This window comes from Bacteroides sp. AF39-16AC, from assembly GCF_003602735.1.
Lineage (GTDB): Bacteria > Bacteroidota > Bacteroidia > Bacteroidales > Bacteroidaceae > Bacteroides > Bacteroides uniformis.
The window spans coordinates 29,040-46,617 of sequence record NZ_QTLN01000001.1; the positions used below are offsets into that span (position 1 = coordinate 29,040).

Genomic DNA, 17,578 nt, shown 5'->3' on the forward strand with positions numbered 1-17,578 from the left:
GACATGAGAATCCCTGAAATACGCTTACAGAACCAGCAACTGTCCACTCCACTCTTCGGCCACCCGAAAGAACTGGTCTCCTGGATGGGCGCCATGCAGGCACAAGACTATACAATGGTGAAATGGGCCGTAGGTATGCGGCTGAAGTCACCGGGAATTCAAGCCGTGGAAAAAGCCCTGCATCAAGGGGAAATACTGAGAACCCACGTAATGCGTCCCACATGGCACCTGGTAGCAGCAGAAGACATTCGTTGGATGCTGAAACTCTCTGCACAACGCATCAAATCTGCCAATGATTCTTATGCAAAAGGACATGGTCTGGAAATCACGGAACAGCAATATGACAGAAGCTACACCATACTTGGGAATATCCTCAGCGGGAAGCGAAGCCTGACGAAACAAGAGATTGCGGAACATTTTGAACGTTCGGGACTGCTTGCAGACAACTACCACATGACCCGCTTTATGTCGCGTGCCGAAGTCGAAGGAATTGTGTGCAGCGGAGAATGCCATGGACGGCAACACACCTATGCCCTTCTGGACGAAAGAGTTCCACCTACCCCCGAACTGACGAAAGAAGAAGCGCTGGCCCGCCTGGCTACAGCCTATTTCCGCAGCCATGCCCCTGCTACCCTGCAAGACTTCTCCTGGTGGTCTGGTTTGCCTTTAACGGAAGCAAGGCAAGCCATTTCTCTGATAGAACCGGAACTGATGTCCGAACAATGGAACAGCCAGACATGGTACATCCATGACTCCTGCCGGACATCTGGAAAGGCGACCGGTAACCTGCACCTTCTTCCCTCCTACGATGAATACCTGATAGGATACAAGGACCGGACGGACGTCCTACCCAAAGAGGACTATTCCAAAGCTTTCACCAACAACGGATTGTTCTTTCCGGTACTTCTCTATAAGGGGCATGTAGTAGGAAATTGGAACAAGGCGTCCAAGAAAAAAGAAATCTTCCCGGAGCATTCGCTTTTCCGGAAAGACATCTGCCTGAAAGAGGAGTTGCTGAACCAGGCTAAAGAAAAGTACGTCCGGTTCCTAACACATTAAAGGCGGTCATCGAAGATTTTCATTGAAGAATCTCTCTATTTTGCCGAATGGAATTACCTCTATATTGTCATACAAGTCTACATGGTTTGCACCGGGAATAATCAGCAGTTCCTTATTATCACCCTGCAACTTTTTAAAAGCATCTTCACTGAAATAACGTGAATGGGCCTTCTCACCGTGCAGCATCAACACTGCACTACGGATTTCATCACTATATGAAAGGATAGGCATATTGATGAACGAAAGCGGTGAAGTCTTGTTCCATCCGTGGTTAGAGTTGAGTGACCGCTTATGATAGCCGCGCGGTGTTTTATAATAGGCATGGTAGTCCTTCACAAATTGTGGAGCATCGGCAGGCAACGGGTCTACTACACCTCCTCCAAGAGCAAATGTACCGTTTCTATAATCCTCCGTACGCTGAGCATTAAGCTGGCGCCGCAATTCATGCCGTGCATCGGCATTCATAGAATCGAAATAACCGTTAGCATTGACCCGGCTCATGTCGTACATGGTTGCCGTAACTGTAGCCTTGATGCGAGTATCGATAGCCGCTGCATTAAGCGCCATGCCTCCCCATCCACAAATACCGAGAATGCCGATGCGCTCTGCATCTACATCGTCACGGGTGGAAAGATAATCGACCGCTGCACTGAAATCTTCCGTATTGATGTCCGGCGAAGCCACATAACGGGGCTGGCCGCTACTTTCTCCCGTATAGGATGGATCGAAAGCAATCGTCAGGAATCCACGTTCTGCCAATGTCTGCGCATACAAGCCCGAAGCTTGTTCCTTCACGGCACCAAATGGGCCACTGATGGCAATGGCAGGCAATTTACCCGTCACATTCTTGGGTACATACAAATCGGCGGCAAGTGTAATGCCGTAACGGTTGTGGAAAGTTATCTTTTTATGGTCTACTTTATCACTCTGTGGGAATGTCTTGTCCCACTCTTGAGTCAGATTCAAATTCTCTTCCATAAATTTATTATCATTATTAGGATTATTTTCTGTTGCAGACAAATGTCCTGCAGCACAAAGGCTAATAACCATCGCCGCACATATGTTTTTTACCATGTTCTTCATCTCTACTTCTTTAAGTTTCGGTTGGAAATTCATTTCTTAATCCATTGCTTGACAGTTTCCCGGCTCGCTCCATTCAGCAGCCTGCCTTTTCCCCAGTTTATGCCGGGGTAATTCGTCTGCAATTCCTTTTCTGCATTAGAAATACTGCTGCTTCCCGAAGTGGCGAATGGAATAACCGTTTTACCTGCAAAATCACCGCTTTCTATAAATGTATTGATGATTCTTGGAGCCAAATTCCACCAAATAGGAAAACCTATATAAATGGTATCATACTCCGCGAGACTTCCCAATTTAGAATACAATGCAGGACGTGATTTGGAATCCGACATCTCCACACTGCTGCGCGAAGCTTTGTCGTGCCAGTCCAAATCAGCAGCCGTGTACTTTTTCGCAGGCTGTATTTCGTAGAGGGTCCCATCAACAGCTTCTGCCACCAACTTGGCAGCCCTTGCCGTTGTTCCCGTTGCCGAGAAATAAGCTACCAGTGTCTTACCACCTTTTTTCTGTGCGTTAACAGTAATAGACAACAGCATAACTGCCATCATAAACAACACCAATCTTTTCATACGATATATTATTTAGTTGAAACATATAAATCCAATTGTTATAGCGATACAAAAGTAGCGGGTATTATTATTACATAGGTATCCAGATTACTGATTATATAACCCGAATTACTGATAGATGTCCGAGAAGAGAAATAAAAAATCCCGTAAAATCAAGGTTTTACGGGATTTGTCATACTTTGAATCCTTTTTGTCTTTGGAGCTCTGCGGAGAGACAGGGAACGATTAACTTTTATTTCCCCTACTCATTATCAGCATCTTACCAAAAGCCTCTACTCCTATGACACCGAATAATTCACCGCAAATATGCTGCAACTTTCTTCCTGTTACACTCTTCCTTTTACAAAGGTAGTAAAAAAATGGCATAAATACAAATCAAACGCTTGATTTAACGAACATAACTTTTATAATTTTCTTCCAATAACAATTGCAATTTTAGAAAGAGGATAAAGAAACTTACCACCTATAACAGTATAAGCTATCCCCTTTTCATCACGTAACTTTTGCAAAGTTCTGCTTGATATATGCAACACGCCACATACCTGTTCACCAGTCATATAAACCTCATTGGCGATAGGAACAGGCAAATCTTGAAATTCAAGTACCTCTTTAGAACATTTCTTAAGTATCCTCATCATCATTATGTACTCTTCTGACTGCTTTGTGATTACTCCATCCATATGTTATCTTGCTTTTTGAGTTAATACTCTGACCAAATCACTCTCTTTATACATATATTTGCCACCTATAAAAGAACACGGAATAATTCCGTATTCCCTATAGCTTTGCAAAGTTCGTTTGGAGATATTCAAAGCCAAGCAAACCTCCTGGGCATCCATTCATTTTTCCTTTTCAACAATTCCAAATTTCTTTTTAACAGCTTCAATCTGTGTGAATAAATCCTCAACCTGCTGTTTTAACCGTAAATACGCATTTTTCTCAATTACAACTAACTCCATAATAAATTTGATTTATGATTTTACTATTTGTGAAGCAAAGTAAAGCACATTTCCACATCCGACAAAACTTCCGGAATCAAAGTCACCCATTGGCGTACATTGTCCCCTAAAACATACCCTGAAATATTGTCATGTCATTTCTTTCCCCATATTTACTCAAAGTAAAAACTTTCAGAATCCCGATATAAAGGTGAAAGGCACATCACCGACATCCGCCGGCAATGCGCCTTCCAACCCTCACTTGTTTTCCGTTATCCCTTATATCCTTATACTTTTACTGTTCCGTAAAACTACTTTTTCCTTTATCTCCACCTTCTGCCGTGTATCGGAAAATTGCTCGCGCAACAGTTTTCCGACCAGTTTCTTTGCTCTGTCCTGCATCTCGTCATAAACATTCCATCTGTTCCGGCCCAGTAATGCTCTTTCTATCCTTTCAAATTTCTCATAGAAACTGAAATTATCAGGATACTCATCCATCAGTCCGTCCCTCGGATAACCCTTGTCCATGATATGAAGCAAGGTCATCCGGTCATAGTTATCCACGCTCTGGAACAGGCCAAGCCCCTTCTCATTGTCCGGCAGCCGGGCATAATTCTCCCACGTGAGTGAAAGGTCATACACCTCTGTCTGTACGCTTTTAAGAGCCGATTTATCAAGGAAGGCATCCGGTGGAATCTTCTCCAATAGTAACAGGGTATCGTTATCATCATAACAGAGGTTTATCTTCCCCGCCATCAGCGAAGGCCATCCCCGAAGTTCATACACGGTCAGCGACTTTCCTTCAAAGTCCGGCTCAAAGAAACATCTCTCGATATTCTCCTCCATAAAGGCCCCATATTGGTGGTTCCCTTCATAGTTCCGGCTGAAAAGAAGCCCCCCTTATCCGTTTCAACGCCCGTATAGAACTTGTTCCCGTGCCTCAAATCATCCAGCATATCAGCCACCACTACGGGTGATAACTTTATTTCCTCCCACATTTCCGGAGTGAGCCGGCGGGTATAGGTATCATCCTTCGAGAACGGTTCTGTTTCATTTCACAGGCAATACACCACTTCCGACAGACGCTGGAATCTCTGTAACATAATCCCATGACTACATATACACTGCCGTCTTTTAGCGTTCCATTCTGTTCATTTTCCATATATCAAAGAGTTAAATGTTCATACTCTGTTTTTTCTTTTTAAACGGTATCCTCGTCTTCACTTCCGGCGGCGGGAACCGGGCATTATCCGGTCGCGCAACCGGCGGCGAGACAATCCATCGCTCATTGAGAAGCGGCGCACAGACCAGTCGCAAGTCTCCCAGCCTGTTGAACTTTCTCAGTGTGGGTGCCATGTCGCACCGCTTCGTGCAAATCCCGTATCGGAATATATCCGGTGAGGCGGTCTTGCAGTCCCCGATTTCCGCCCGAAATTTCGCGTCCAACGGTGCCACCTCATGGAGTCTTAATTCCTTTGGTTTTCGTTTCTCGTCCAAAAAGTGTACGGTCAAATCGTTCAAAAACTCTTCATGCGTTCCGACAGCCAACATATCAGCAAGCGGCTACGGCTGCATATCATGTGTGAAATCCACGAGGCTATCTGCCGCCTTCGCTATGGCGGCGAGCCCGTGGACTGACCTGCCAACCCCACACCTGAATATCCATCTTAAAAAAGTCGGGCAATCCCTATGCGGCTGCCCGGATTTTCAATATTTTTCCATACCTCTTTCACTCAATATGATTGTCTATTCATGCCAGTTCTACACATAGTCCAACACGATGGTCGAGGAAGAGAGGCCGCTCCGCATGACCATCTTATCCACCGTGATCGGAGTAATCACGTAATCATATTGACAATAGTGTGGAACCCACCCTAAGCATTCACCCTACCTGATGTAACGACCAGTATCAAGTCGATAGTACTCTCTCTGTTTTTTATCAACTCATCAACGGCTTCCCACACTTCCTCCCCCATGGCACCGATAATCGGATAGGCTTTCTTTCGGATGCGTTCCCATTGCTACTTTGCGGTATTCACTAGGGCTTACACCATAATGTTTCCTGAATACTTCCCTGAAATATTTTGCATCACTGAATCCGGTTGCATCCGCAACTTCTATTATCGTGCACCTTTCCTGGATTAGCAGGTTTGCCGCATGTTGCAGGCGGATGGAACGGATGTAGTCGGCCGGTGCGTATCCTGTCAATGTCTTGAGCTTGTTGAAGAAACTCGAACGGCTCATGTGCTGGATTTCACAGAGGGTGTCCACGTTGAAATCAGGACTGGTAATATGTTCCATAACACATTCTCTCACGGTGGCAATGAATTTCCAGTCCAATGCGTTACTGCATCCTTCAGGTAACGGGCCGGTACCAGATTTTAGTCCGGCATATGTTTTTCGGAGCAATATCCGGTTGCGCAGTATGCTCCTGATGTTCGCCTTGAGCACATTCACACTGAAAGGCTTGGTTATATATGCATCGGCTCCCTTGTCCAACCCCTTGAGCATATTTTTCTCATCGCTGAGTGCCGTCAGCAGGATAACCGGAATATGGGAGGTTTCAATGTCCGACTTGATGGCTGCACATAGTTCATCACCGCCCATCTCCGGCATCATGACATCCGAAAGGATCAGGTCCGGGTTATATTCCCTTGCCACGACCAACGCGTCGCGTCCGTTTGTGCATGATTGGACGTGGTAGTCCTGTCCCAAGAGTCTCTCAATGTATCCCCGCAAGTCATCGTTGTCCTCCACTACAAGAATACGTGATGAACTTTTGCCATTTTTCATCGTTTCCATGCGCAGTTCGACAGAACACGTTTCCGGTTGTGGCGGGGCTGCATCTTCCGTCTTTGCCACTGTTATGAAACGTGCCTTGCGCAAATGCCTGTTTCCCATGGGGAATGTAACACGTACACAGGTACCTTCCCCTTCCGTGCTTGATATAATGATCCTTCCCTTATGCAAGCGAACCAGTTTGCAGACCAGCATCAGGCCGATTCCGCTTCCCGGCACTTTCTGATTAACGGCATTGCTGCCCCTGAAAAACCTTCCGCCCAGATATTTCCTCTCCCCGGCGGGAATTCCGATCCCCGTATCACTTACCTCTATGCTCCATGTATTCTGTTCAGTGTAGGCACAAACATGGACATTACCATTTCGGGGAGTATATTTCAAGGCATTTGACAATAGATTCTTCAGTATAGAATCCATTTTGTCCCTGTCAAACCAGACATTCATAAAAGGGAACTTACTTTCACATGAGAGGTTGACGTTTTTCTGTGACGCATATGTCCGGAAAGTTTCGCAAGTACTTTCCAGGTAGCTGTGCAGCTCATATTCGCCAACATACAATTGTGAGGTGTAAACGTCCGCCCTTTCGAAATTGATCAGGTCGGTAACTAATTGCAGGAGGTTATTCACGCTTCTCAAGGCCACTCCCACGTTATCCGTCCCTTCCTCTTTTACCTGCCGCCTTTCCACCACTTCTTCCAAAGGAGCTTTTATCAGGGTGAGGGGAGTACGGATATCATGGGCGGTATTTATGAAGAAGCGTGTCTTTTCCTCCGATAGCCTTTTTTGTCTGCGCAACATGACGATCCTGACTGCTATTGTAACGGCTGATATGGCAAGAAGTGCATATCCCGCTATGGCCCATGCGCTCGCCCATGGTGGACGGGCGACAACCACTTCAATACTTTTCTCCTCATAAACTTTGTATTTTTCTTCGTTGGATATGGCACAGATACGCAGGATGTACTTGCCTGGGGAAAGACCGGTGACCTGTATCTGCCCGTCCTGCAACGGGTGGCTCCAGCCGTTATAGGCGCCTTCCAATTTCCATGAGTACAGAATGTTTGAAGGATAATCATAGTTGATGGATATTGCTTCCAGGGAGAAGCTGCTCTGGTCATAAGCCAGTTCAAGTTTGTAATTACCGTCAATATCCTTTTTTAACGGTGACCCTTCCTCACCGGGATAGACCGGACATGAAGAGACTGCAAAATCCCTCAGGAGCATCTGTGAGAACTGTGGAACGGGAATCTGCAAGTCAACCGGGAATATGACGATGCCATCATTGCTTCCGAACACAAGACTGTCCCCATACTGGGTTGCAGCGCCGGCATTGAAGCATACGCTCATCAATCCTTGTTCCGCCGTCCAGTTTTGGAAAGTCCGGTCTTCACACAGGAAAGTAACTATGCTGTTTTCCGTACCGAGCAGCAAGCTGCCATCCGGTCTTGGAATGACAATATAAATGTTATCAGAAACAAGGGCACAGTTTTCCATGTGGTACTGATGTATAAATTTATCGTTTGCACCGTCATATACAAGCAGTCCCGCTCCTCTGGTCCCCACATATAGTGTGCTGTCCGCAGCCTGATACAAAGTACTGACATGGACTGTCTCGACCGGGAAATCTATGCGGCGGTAATCTCCCCGGAGCTTGTCCAACAGGTATAATCCCATAGTTGTACCTACCCAGATGTGTTCCGCGTCCTTTTCCAGTATGGCGGTAATGGACCCCAGTCCCGGGTAGAGTCGTATGTCACCGCTTTCAGGGTTGATGCGTTTGAGATTACAGTATCCGCCTGACCATATATCCCCTCCGGAGTCCTTTATTATGTCACTGATATATTGGTCAGGGCTTATTCCTGCCAGGGAGGAAGGTGAGATGTATTCCACCGTGCCTTTCTTCTTGTCAATCCTGTATATACCTGATGTATACCCACCTGCCCAGATAATGCCGGGTAATACCTCACAGAGGCTCAGGAAGATATTATTGTCATCGCCTTTCAAGTGCTCGGAACTGCTAAGGAAGGAAGTCCACTGACCGGTTGCGCTGTGAAGCAGGCTGATCCCGTTGCTGGTGGCGAACCACAGGTCACCCTCGCCGTCCCGGACTACATCATGGACCTGGTTATTGGCCAGCGAACTGTTGTTGCCCGGTGAATGCTTGAGCCATTTGTAACTTCTGTAACGGTCGTTGCGTATTGTAATCCCGGTAGGATAATTGGCCATCCATATCCGTCCGTCTCCATCCACATAAATATCATTGATGTTGTTCCCGTTCATACCGTTATAATTGCTGTAGTCGGCGGTTATATAAGGCCGGGCGGAGAGAGAATCAACGTCAATCTTGTATACTCCCCTGCCTCCCGTGGCTACCAGCAGTTGCCGCTTTCCAAAGGGGGTGATTCGTTTGATTGCCACGTTCTGTAGCGGACCGTCCGCGATGATGGTTGAAGTCGTGTTCATTCCGTATGCTATAATTCCTTCCTTGAAGGTTCCTATGAACAGTTTCTTTGAATCTTGGTGGAAATAAAGCTCACTTACCGGTATACAGATACTGTCAGTATATGTTCCGACCACAGTTTCCAGGACACCTTCCTTTTCTATGGTTTGCAGTAACCCGTTTGATGTCCCTATAAAAAAGTTTGTACTGTCGGTCTGCGTGATTGCAGTAATATCGTTCGAGGCAGGGGAGTCTATTCTGTCCGTAGTGCCTGCGCGGGTATCATAGCGTATAATACTGTCACCATGGCAGAGCCAGATACGGTCATTACTGTCCATATAGGTACAATTGACGGTGCCTGATGTTACGTCATCCTGCAGGCCGTTAAGCTTGTAGGTCATAACAAAACGGTCACGGGCGGTGTCGTACCGGAATATGCGTCCTTTTCTACCCACAACCCACAGCCTGTGCCTGCTGTCGGTATATAGCCAGTTCAGGTTGATTTGCGGCGCCACCTCCATACTTCCGTCAAAGACGGCATAATGTTTAATCTTGCTTCCGTCATAACGGTCTATCCCTTCCTGGGTAAGGAACCACATGTACCCGTGCCCGCCTTTCTGGATGCGGAAAATTCTCCGGTTGCTTAGTCCGTCCTCTATGCCCAGGTATTTATAAATTTGACCCTTGCAAGTAGTAAAAGTGGCTATTAGTAAAGGGAACAGAAAAAGCACCCTCTTTAAAATCTGAAAGTATGTCATTTGTAGTAAAAGTGTGTTAAGTTAAATGTTACCCGCAAAAATAATAAAAATAGTTTAAATTTAAAAAGGCAATGCAAGTTAGTCATTGCCTTTTATAATGCGGATATCAGTTGGCCCGATTTCAGAAAAGATATAACATGCTTAAAAATGACATCAACCTGTCATACTGTTTGGGGGACCGAACTTCTTACTTGATTTAATGAAATACTGTCAGATATCCACCCTTTCTTGGGTCTTCCTGCTACCGTAGGCACCTGCAATACAGCACAATACCGCTCCGGAGAGAATTGCAAGGAACGAAATCAGTGCGGACCTCGCTGCGGCATCCGTTGCCTTATCGGCAGCCACGAGTGCCTCATGCTTGATTTCTTTCCATTCCTGTGCAGCTTTCTTCAGGGTCACCTCCAGTTTGTCTATCTGTTTGCCGGCTTCCATACGTGCATTTTCCAGCAGGTTCATATATTGGTCAATAGTTTTATTTGCTTCTGCTTTTGACATATTGGTGTTGTTTGCTATAGCTTTAGCCAAATCATTCCGGTCTATATTTTTGCTGATATTTTCTGTACGTTGTTTCAATCGGTCAAGGAAACTGTCAATGCTCTCATCCGCTTGTTGTGGGGAACGTACTATTTTTTTTACGGACGCTTCCAGGTCATCCTTCACTTCCGCCAGTTGCTTCTGCAGGTAATCCGGCTGAAGTTCCTTCACGTCGCTTTTTAGAAGTGCGGTACGGATATTCTGCGGTATATTCCCTTCTTTCAGGGTTGCATTAAAATCGATTTCTCCGAACAGTTCCTTTGCGTCTTCTGATAATGCAGCAACTCCGTTTCCAACGGTATCACCTGTTCCAGACAAAACGCTGCCCGTAACGGACGAGACCGCTCCAAGAGTATTCACCGTCATTTTTGCCGCACCGACAGCCAGAAAAATTCCCAGTACCACAGCCACAATCAGTGTGGTCGCCCAGACCAGAAATCCGTGTATCATTCCGTCCATACCGGCCAGTTTCCCGGCCACAAAGCCTCCTGCAGCCATGCCGGCAACCAGAATGATAGCGGATCCGATTCCAACAGCAGTGCCGATGCCCGCAACCGGGTGATCTGATAATGGATCAAACATAAACAAACCAATACTTGAATTTAAAATAGACAGTAACACGGATATTGCCAATACAGTCATGACACCGCCGAAAACACTGCCCCAGGACACTCTACCCTTCAGTCCTGCGAAACTTAATTTTTTCATAATTGTCAGGTTTTTAATTAATACTATGATTTGTATCTCTATAAAAAAACAGCATTGAAAGAATATTTGTTTGATGAATATTTGTCATTTCAACAGATATTTGTGTTAAAAAACGCATGTATATATAAAGTTATATTTGATGCCGTTATATATAAATCCAAGAATTTGCACCTTATATATCTATGATGTGCTTTCACTGCCAATACAGGCTTCTGGTACCATCCGACTTCTTAAATAGATGTTAAATCCATTTCTATTTTTCGAACCATCCTTTTTAACGGGCTGTTTTTTAAACAAAGGTTATGACAAAGTAATTCATTAGATTATGCACAGTCATAACTACACAACAGACAGTACAACGTGTGTGACATATTTATTGTATCACTATTAATTTATTTAATTATGAAAAAATCTATCTTTGTTTTAGCACTAAGCATGAGTATTCTTACCATGCATGCGCAAAATGACCGTACGGCCCTTGAAGGCACACGCCCTGGTGACAACTGGTCTATTGAACTGAAAGCTGGTGCTGTAACCCCTTTGACTCACAGCTCCTTCTTAAAAAATGCCCGACCGGCCTTCGGATTCGGAATCGGAAAACAACTTACTCCTATATTCGGTCTAGGTATTCAAGGTATGGGATATGTAAATACCTCAGCCAGCAAAACTGCATTTGATGCTTCCGAAGTGAGCTTACTCGGTAAAGTCAACCTGATGAATCTCTTTGGAGGTTATATGGGCGAACCACGCATTTTTGAAATCGAGACTCTGACAGGTATCGGCTGGCTACATTACTATCAGAATGGCCCCGGTGATACAAATTCCTGGTCTACACGCCTTGGTCTAAACTTGAACTTCAACCTAGGTGAGGAAAAAGCATGGACACTCGGTATCAAACCAGCTATCGTATATGATATGCAAGGAGACTTCAGCAAAACTAAAAGCCGTTTCAACGCCAACAATGCCACTTTTGAACTGACTGCCGGACTGACCTACCATTTCATGTGTAGCAACGGCTCACATCATTTCACAACAGTGAAGCCTTACGACCCAGTAGAAGTAGGCGAGCTAAATAATGCAGTCAACCGTCTGCGATCACAACTGAGCGACAAGGACATGCAACTGAGCAATGCCGTACAACAGGCCAACAACTTACAAAAGGAGCTGGCAGATTGCAGAACCCAAGCTGCCAACATAGAAACCGTGGTAAAAACCAACCGCATTCCAGAATCCATCATTACCTTCAGACAAGGAAAGTCCGTGGTTGATGCTTCCCAACTGCCTAATGTGGAACGTGTAGCCATTTACATGAAAAAACATCCTGAAGCTAAAGTCGTCATCAAAGGATATGCCTCTCCCGAAGGTAACCTCGCTTTCAATGAGAAACTGGCAAAAGCACGTGCTCAAGCTGTGAAGTCCATACTTGTAAAAAAATACAAGATTAACGACACCCGCATTACCGCCGAAGGACAAGGAATCGGTGATATGTTCTCCGAACCGGACTGGAACCGTGTCAGCATTTGTACTATCGAAGAAGGCAAATAATCTACTACCGTAAACGGAAAGCAAATTTCAATAAAACGGCTTTCCCATTTCTCACTCCCCCCCTTACTTCACTCCTGTTTCTCAACAGGAAGAAAGTAAGGGGGAATTAACAAAATATATTATGGACTTACATTCAGGTTTACCCTATTGGATCGTCAGAAATTCCCTATTGGACTATTTCCACCCTTTGGAGGATGATCTGTCAACAGATATCGTCATCGTAGGTTCGGGTATAACAGGCGCTTTGATGGCACACGAATTGTGTCGTGCCGGAATAGAATGTTGCGTGATTGACAAACGCAGCATCGCAACCGGAAGCTCTGCTGCAAGTACCGCTTTACTACAATATGAAATAGACGTACCCCTCTGCCGGATGGCAAAAATCATCAGCGAAGAAAACGCCACAACTGCCTATCATGCATGCCTGCAATCCATTTCTGATATAAAGAAAGTACTAAAGGAAACAGGTGTCGATGCCGGATTTGAGCAATTGTCCAGCATCTTTTATGCCAGCAGCTCGGCAGACAACAAACTTCTGGAACAAGAATACGAAATACGGCAAAAGCATGAATTGCCGGTCAATCTGCTCAAGAAACAAGAAATCAGAAAACGATATAAGGTGAAAGTGCCCGGCAATGCCCTGGTGAATGAAACATCCGCACAGATGGATGCCTACAGAGCTGCAACCGGACTGCTCACCTATCATATGAAGGAGAACGATCTGAAGGTCTTTACCCATACCAACATAAAAAAGTGCACTGAAACATCTGATGGCTGTATCATGATAACAGACAAAGGAAATAAAATTAAGTGCGGATATGCAATCGTAGCCACCGGATTTGAGGCCGGACAATTCCTTCCCCAGAAAATTATGGATTTGACTTCTACTTATGCACTCATATCACATCCGGTAGCCCCCGAATATCTCTGGCCGGAACATTGCCTGATCTGGGAAACAGCCGATCCATATCTTTATATCCGTACCACCGACGGAAACCGTATTATTGTAGGTGGTGAGGATGAAAAGTTCAGCGATCCAGAACACCGTGACTCACTACTCAGAAAGAAAATCCGTATCTTGGAGAGAAAAATCAGAAAACTATTCCCCGATATCCCTTTCAAAACAGAAATGGCATGGTGCGGTACCTTCAGTAGCACCAAAGACGGGCTACCTTTCATCGGCAATTGGCCCGGCAAGGAACGAATATTTTTCGATCTGGGATATGGCGGAAACGGAATCACTTTCAGCATGATCGGAGCGCAAATAATTTGTCATAAGCTGCAAGATATTAAAGATGAACGTAGTCACGTTTTCGGCTATGATAGAATCGAAAAATATTGGTAAGACAGACAAGAAGAAAAGACCTCTCTCTCTGTGCATTCTTTTAGGTACGGATTTCACGGTTTTAATTTACCCCGCGTAATCCGTGCCTAAAATATTATCATAATGACAAGTCTCATATACTTTTGACATTACCTTTGTATACTCCTATACAAACATCCCAAAACAAAAATAAATCGGTCACTTCTATCAACCAACACATTTTTATTTTGGGATATTCCTATCTATTCAGCATAAACAGCTATGTGACCATCAATACCTTTCAAGACCGGTCCCCAGCCACTGTGCCATACGAGGCTTACCATAAAAGTAATAGAACAACAATCCTACCCAACTGGTCAAAACTACCAGGATAATGGCTATTAACCTTCTTTCCGCCGGCGCATGAATACGCCATATCTCTAGAGCAGCTTTGATAGTTAAGACCAATCCTATAATCCATATTACAAATCCAATCATAATTCTTCTTTATATAAGATATTACTACTAACAGAATGATATATAAAAAAATCAATCAAGTTTTTTACTTGCTTCTTTTTTTACATCTTCATACCCTTCCTTTATTTCTGTCTTGGCCTTTTCAGCTCCTTGTTTGACATCTTTCTTCGCATCTTTCAATGCGTCCTTTACAGCATCAGCGCCATCTTGAACTTTATCGGCTACCTTATCCACTACAACTTTTCCGGTATCCGCCACTTTTTCCTTAGCTTCATCTAACAGGTCTTCCGTCTGACCGGTTATCTTATGAAAAACGTTACATACTTTTTCCTTCAATTTCTTGGCTTTTGAAGTACGTGAGAAACGATAAGCCAGAGTACCGATGACCGTACCTATTCCCAGGCCGATCCATAAACTAGAATTTCTATTTTCCATAATTAAGTTGGTTTTAAACGATTAAAATAATTAAAGTTCAATTTTCTTTCTGTTATAAGACAGAGAAGCGATCCCGATAACAATGTACCATAAAAAATACATAAACTATTTTTTAAAGTAACACACTCAGTTCTGAGATTTACATGTAAATATATAGATAGATATATCATCCGCTTATTTCCAATATAAAGGCATATCCTGCGATCCTTTATTTTATTATCACTTTACCTACCTGCGGGAACTTGAAAAGAAATAAACTATTGCCCCGATGACAGAACTGGCTATTAGCCTGACCCGCAAATCAAAACTTAGACTTTTCATGGCTGTAGATTTTAATAATGAAACAATCCTGATATTTTATCCTTTCGTAACAATGCAGGTTCAGTCAGTTACGACAATGTAATATACCACTTGCTCCTTTCTCTACAAACTGGCAATTCAAATGTAACCAACTTTAATCCCTGCCATATACTAAAAACACAGCATTAAAAAAAATGGTTCGAGGCATAAAAACGGAATTAACATCATTTTTTGCTTTATAAAAAATTGAGAAAAGCGCTCGTATATTAACATCAAAAGTCTTTGTATATGTAACAATATATAGCAAACAAATGTAAGCAAACGTTTGTTGTTTCCATTAAAAGGAGATCATTCTTCTTTTAAATAAATATTTTATTAACTAAATGCCTTAATTATGAAAAAATTATTCTTGCTGGCCATGATTGCATTGGCATCTGTGGGCATAAATGCCCAAACAGTTAAAGGTGAAGGCTCTTTGATGGGCAACATCGGTTATCAAACGAACTATGAGAGGTTCGGTTTGGGAGTACAAGGACGTTACGCGATAGCGAATAATCTCCGGATTGCTCCGGATGTAACGTTCTACTTTCCTAAAGACAAAGTTACCGGACTGGATGTAAGCGTGAATTTCCATTATGTATTCAACTTTAAAGAAGACGGCCAAGGATTTTCGGTCTATCCCCTTGCAGGTATCGGCATGCAGAACAACTTCTATGGCAAAAAGAGTGTTGAGATAGACGGGAAAGAAATGGAAATGGACCGGAGCAACTCTACCAAATTCGCTTTCAATTTGGGAGGAGGTATCACATTACCCATCTCCGAACGGAGTTATCTGAATGCAGAAGCCAGGTTTATGTTTGCCAAAGATGACAATGTGGCAATCATGCTGGGATATGGATACAGATTCTAAAAAGCCAGCACGCTGATAATCTAATTGTTTTTCAAATAATAAACACCTTTATCAGGCATTTACAGTGTCATTTTACCGTTAAGTAAAATGACACTGTATCTTAAGTAACACATCGCTCACGCTCTATATTACCTGCTCTTCCATTACACAAATTCAATGCAGAATGACGGGGTCCTGGTCTACCCCATAATCTTCCGGTTTATAATATCTATCTTTGGAAGGAGTCGCCAAAAAACAACTATTTCCCAACACATCACAAATAGCAGGATACACTTTTCCTCGGGGCGTTCTCAACAGTAAGATACAATATTCGTCCTTAACAACATATCCCAGCTGGAAGGAAGTTCTATCCGGGCTTTTAAGCATCCTGCTATGTATTTCGGGTTCCCCTCCTGCAAAGAGCAAATCCAGTTCTGCCACACCATCTTTTGCCAAATCCAACTTTAACAGATTACGATACGGAGAAGCGAACACGGCTCCCAAAACGTACCACTGCAAGCTATCCACTGCCTGTAGACCACCTGCTGCCTGCTCCGGTGCGGACAGCGCATCACATCTTTTTTCCCTTATGCGTTGCATCAGGGAGAAATCGAAAGGACTTAACAAGTGAGAATTTCTCATTGCACAATTCACAAACGAAAAATTCCCCTCCACATCATTCTTTATAGCCTCAGGACTGACATCAAAGATCTTATAACCCTGCTTTGCCACTTCGATGATACAGTTCGACATCTTCGCTTGAAACGGAGTCGCCGCCTTATGGTCCCGATAGAGGAAAGAAGTCCCGAAATCCGGCAAATAGGAATAGAAGATGTTCTTGTCCAGCACCAACGTAGGATTCCTGTCTGCCGCAACCACAATGCCACGGTCCACCGTGTCATAATACACCTCGTTAAAAATGAAAAAGCCATCCGCTTCCACACGTATCCCTTCCGTAGAACGGAAACCTTTCAACCCCAAGTCCAGACCGCCAGTGGTGTGCATGGAGAGAATATGCAGGTTATTCAAAATATGTCCTGCCGACTTTGTCACGAGTCCATACTTCGTACTGTATATAAAGGTATTGGAAATCTTACAGTCACAGCAGGCTTGGTCTATATAGATACCATATACCTCTTCGTTGGACGAAATGCCTTGTATGGTCACATTGTCTATTTTGGTGTCACTGCTTCCCGTTCCTCTGAAGTCGTCGGTAACGCCGATGCGGATATGTGTGTTGCGCCCCTTAAACAGACTGATGTATTTCAGGGAAACCAGCTGCTTTAAACCGTTGACCATAATCCCGTTGTCCACGTTAGAACAGTCGAACATTCCTCCTTCGACATAAGAGAAGCGCCGATGAGTAACATCGGGCGTTGTCATCTCCGAATAACCGACTTTCAACAGTGCTTCCATCGGTAAATCGGTCTTTATCAGCGCATTTTTATCAAAGAGGATGTTCACGTTCTTCGTATAGTCGTAGGGAAGGACAACGGGTTCCGACAGATTATATATGCCGGCGGGGAAATACAATGTCTTCCCGTAACTTCTCGTTACAAGTTCATTCAGTTCAGAGCCTATCACAGCCCCATCGTTCCGAATGCCATGCTTAATGACAGAAACAATGTCACTTCCCTGCCCCACTCGCTTTCCCGCCCGGAGCGGCAGGAAAGCATACAGCAGAAAGCCACAAAGAATAATCAAACCATATTTCTTTTCTTTCATGATTCCATTTCTTCAG

General features: G+C 44.2%; 14 protein-coding genes and 1 pseudogene. 5 read left to right on the plus strand and 10 right to left on the minus strand.

From position 1 onward, the window contains the following. Positions 1-3: 3 nt before the first annotated feature. Positions 4-1,059: a winged helix DNA-binding domain-containing protein gene (locus DW039_RS00115; RefSeq protein ID WP_057089084.1), complete on the plus strand. Its 1,056-nt coding sequence runs from the start codon at positions 4-6 to the stop codon at positions 1,057-1,059. Positions 1,060-1,065: 6 nt separating this feature from the next. On the opposite strand, the gene DW039_RS00120 is transcribed toward DW039_RS00115, so the two are convergent. The 5 genes and pseudogenes from DW039_RS00120 to DW039_RS00140 all read right to left on the minus strand — a co-directional run bounded on the left by DW039_RS00120 (position 1,066) and on the right by DW039_RS00140 (position 4,644). Continuing rightward, positions 1,066-2,142 (minus strand): alpha/beta hydrolase, encoded by a 1,077-nt coding sequence (locus tag DW039_RS00120; protein ID WP_035457791.1) that lies wholly within the window; start codon positions 2,140-2,142, stop codon positions 1,066-1,068. A gap of 29 nt (positions 2,143-2,171) precedes the next feature. Further along, the gene (locus tag DW039_RS00125; protein ID WP_016272732.1) at positions 2,172-2,708 is read right to left on the minus strand and encodes a flavodoxin; all 537 of its coding nucleotides are present in this window, start codon (positions 2,706-2,708) and stop codon (positions 2,172-2,174) included. A gap of 404 nt (positions 2,709-3,112) precedes the next feature. Beyond that, a complete protein-coding gene (locus tag DW039_RS00130; protein WP_227212685.1) occupies positions 3,113-3,388 on the minus strand; it encodes a helix-turn-helix domain-containing protein in 276 nt (91 codons plus the stop codon). Positions 3,389-3,391: 3 nt separating this feature from the next. Further along, the gene (locus DW039_RS00135) at positions 3,392-3,547 is read right to left on the minus strand and encodes a helix-turn-helix domain-containing protein (RefSeq protein ID WP_016272734.1); all 156 of its coding nucleotides are present in this window, start codon (positions 3,545-3,547) and stop codon (positions 3,392-3,394) included. Between the two features lie 378 nt (positions 3,548-3,925). Then, positions 3,926-4,644 (minus strand): annotated as a pseudogene (locus DW039_RS00140) (DUF6047 family protein). 290 nt (positions 4,645-4,934) lie between these two features. Here DW039_RS00140 and DW039_RS21055 point away from each other — a divergent pair. Then, positions 4,935-5,417, plus strand: a complete 483-nt coding sequence (locus DW039_RS21055; RefSeq protein WP_195657462.1) for a hypothetical protein — start codon at positions 4,935-4,937, stop codon at positions 5,415-5,417. Between the two features lie 176 nt (positions 5,418-5,593). Here the strand turns inward: DW039_RS21055 and DW039_RS00155 are convergent, their stop codons facing one another. Together DW039_RS00155 and DW039_RS00160 are read right to left on the minus strand one after the other, a co-directional pair. Further along, positions 5,594-9,643: a response regulator gene (locus DW039_RS00155; RefSeq protein WP_120381548.1), complete on the minus strand. Its 4,050-nt coding sequence runs from the start codon at positions 9,641-9,643 to the stop codon at positions 5,594-5,596. Positions 9,644-9,853: 210 nt separating this feature from the next. Next, positions 9,854-10,888: a hypothetical protein gene (locus DW039_RS00160; protein WP_044469184.1), complete on the minus strand. Its 1,035-nt coding sequence runs from the start codon at positions 10,886-10,888 to the stop codon at positions 9,854-9,856. Between the two features lie 402 nt (positions 10,889-11,290). Here DW039_RS00160 and DW039_RS00165 point away from each other — a divergent pair, with 402 nt between their 5' ends. Beyond that, positions 11,291-12,433 carry an OmpA family protein gene (locus DW039_RS00165; protein WP_016272741.1) on the plus strand — a complete coding sequence of 381 codons (1,143 nt, stop codon included), beginning with the start codon at positions 11,291-11,293 and terminating at the stop codon, positions 12,431-12,433. Between the two features lie 121 nt (positions 12,434-12,554). Continuing rightward, a complete protein-coding gene (locus DW039_RS00170; protein ID WP_044468546.1) occupies positions 12,555-13,778 on the plus strand; it encodes an FAD-binding oxidoreductase in 1,224 nt (407 codons plus the stop codon). Between the two features lie 249 nt (positions 13,779-14,027). On the opposite strand, the gene DW039_RS21175 is transcribed toward DW039_RS00170, so the two are convergent. Beyond that, entirely contained in the window at positions 14,028-14,234 is a 207-nt protein-coding gene (locus tag DW039_RS21175; RefSeq protein ID WP_007665878.1) for a hypothetical protein, read from the minus strand. A gap of 51 nt (positions 14,235-14,285) precedes the next feature. Beyond that, positions 14,286-14,648: a YtxH domain-containing protein gene (locus DW039_RS00180; protein ID WP_016278370.1), complete on the minus strand. Its 363-nt coding sequence runs from the start codon at positions 14,646-14,648 to the stop codon at positions 14,286-14,288. 694 nt (positions 14,649-15,342) lie between these two features. Between DW039_RS00180 and DW039_RS00185 the strand changes: the two genes are divergently transcribed. Continuing rightward, on the plus strand, positions 15,343-15,858 hold the full coding sequence (locus DW039_RS00185) for an outer membrane protein (RefSeq protein ID WP_016272745.1): 516 nt from the start codon (positions 15,343-15,345) through the stop codon (positions 15,856-15,858). Positions 15,859-16,011: 153 nt separating this feature from the next. On the opposite strand, the gene DW039_RS00190 is transcribed toward DW039_RS00185, so the two are convergent. Beyond that, a complete protein-coding gene (locus DW039_RS00190) occupies positions 16,012-17,562 on the minus strand; it encodes a right-handed parallel beta-helix repeat-containing protein (protein WP_044467519.1) in 1,551 nt (516 codons plus the stop codon). Positions 17,563-17,578: the final 16 nt, after the last annotated feature.